The organism is Methylophilus sp. (assembly GCF_035460085.1).
Taxonomy (GTDB): domain Bacteria; phylum Pseudomonadota; class Gammaproteobacteria; order Burkholderiales; family Methylophilaceae; genus Methylophilus.
This window is the reverse complement of the sequence record NZ_DATHWZ010000095.1, coordinates 1-1,529: the sequence shown is the minus strand read 5'-3', so window position 1 is coordinate 1,529 and position 1,529 is coordinate 1. Positions and strand designations below refer to the sequence as shown.

At 51.7% G+C, this 1,529-nt stretch carries 2 tRNA genes and 2 rRNA genes; all 4 read left to right on the top strand.

Going from position 1 to position 1,529, the window contains the following annotated elements:
• Positions 1-500, top strand: a 16S ribosomal RNA gene (locus VK958_RS13340); the annotation flags it as partial.
• A gap of 98 nt (positions 501-598) precedes the next feature.
• Positions 599-675: transfer RNA gene (locus VK958_RS13335), tRNA-Ile, on the top strand.
• A gap of 22 nt (positions 676-697) precedes the next feature.
• Positions 698-773 (top strand) — tRNA-Ala (locus VK958_RS13330).
• Between the two features lie 310 nt (positions 774-1,083).
• Positions 1,084-1,529 (top strand): 23S ribosomal RNA (locus VK958_RS13325); the annotation flags it as partial.

Genomic DNA, 1,529 nt, shown 5'->3' with positions numbered 1-1,529 from the left:
AACACAGGTGCTGCATGGCTGTCGTCAGCTCGTGTCGTGAGATGTTGGGTTAAGTCCCGCAACGAGCGCAACCCTTGTCATTAGTTGCTACATTTAGTTGGGCACTCTAATGAGACTGCCGGTGACAAACCGGAGGAAGGTGGGGATGACGTCAAGTCCTCATGGCCCTTATAGGTGGGGCTACACACGTCATACAATGGCCGGTACAAAGGGCTGCCAACCCGCGAGGGGGAGCTAATCCCATAAAACCGGTCGTAGTCCGGATCGCAGTCTGCAACTCGACTGCGTGAAGTCGGAATCGCTAGTAATCGTGGATCAGAATGTCACGGTGAATACGTTCCCGGGTCTTGTACACACCGCCCGTCACACCATGGGAGCGGGTTCTGCCAGAAGTAGTTAGCCTAACCGCAAGGAGGGCGATTACCACGGCAGGGTTCGTGACTGGGGTGAAGTCGTAACAAGGTAGCCGTATCGGAAGGTGCGGCTGGATCACCTCCTTTCTGGAAACTGCAATCTAATTTAAACGCCCACACTTATCGGTTGTTGGAAGGATGTCGCCAACGACACAGGTTCGGCCTGGTCGAATAGCGACCGGCTCGGGTCTGTAGCTCAGTTGGTTAGAGCACCGTCTTGATAAGGCGGGGGTCGGTGGTTCGAGACCACCCAGACCCACCATTCCTCCATAGACGCATGTCCCGGGGGATTAGCTCAGCTGGGAGAGCACCTGCTTTGCAAGCAGGGGGTCGTCGGTTCGATCCCGTCATCCTCCACCAAACAATCTTGTCATCGTGATTCAACACCAAAGCGGCTTTGTCGAAAGATGAGGCTTCTTTGTTGTTGATCGATATCTATCGATCAATCGGCTGTTCTTTAACAATTCATAGAGTCGAATCAGCGTTGTTAGCGGAAACCGCTTCATGGCGGACCGTGCCGCTAACAACAATTGAATTTTTGATTGCGTCAAATATGAACTTCAATTTCGAGTCAAATCGATTTTTTGAAGTACGGCATAACGCGCCAGGTGAAAGACCTGGCCATTCCTTGATTGACTTTGCTTCTCGTGATGAGGCGTCAAAGTTATAGGGTCAAGTGAATAAGAGCATATGGTGGATGCCTTGGCGATTACAGGCGACGAAGGACGTGATAGCCTGCGATAAGCTTCGGGGAGCTGGCAAATTAGCTTTGATCCGGAGATTTCCGAATGGGGAAACCCACCCTTAGGGGTATCGCATGATGAATACATAGTCATGCGAGGCGAACCGGGTGAACTGAAACATCTCAGTAGCTCGAGGAAAAGACATCAACCGAGATTCCGAAAGTAGTGGCGAGCGAAATCGGAACAGCCTGCAAGTGATAGCACAAGACTTAACGGAACAGCTTGGAAAAGTTGGCCATAGCGGGTGATAGCCCCGTACGTGAAAAGACCTGTGTGGTACTGAGCTTGCGACAAGTAGGGCGGGACACGAGAAATCCTGTCTGAATATGGGGGGACCATCCTCCAAGGCTAAATACTCGTAATCGACCGATAG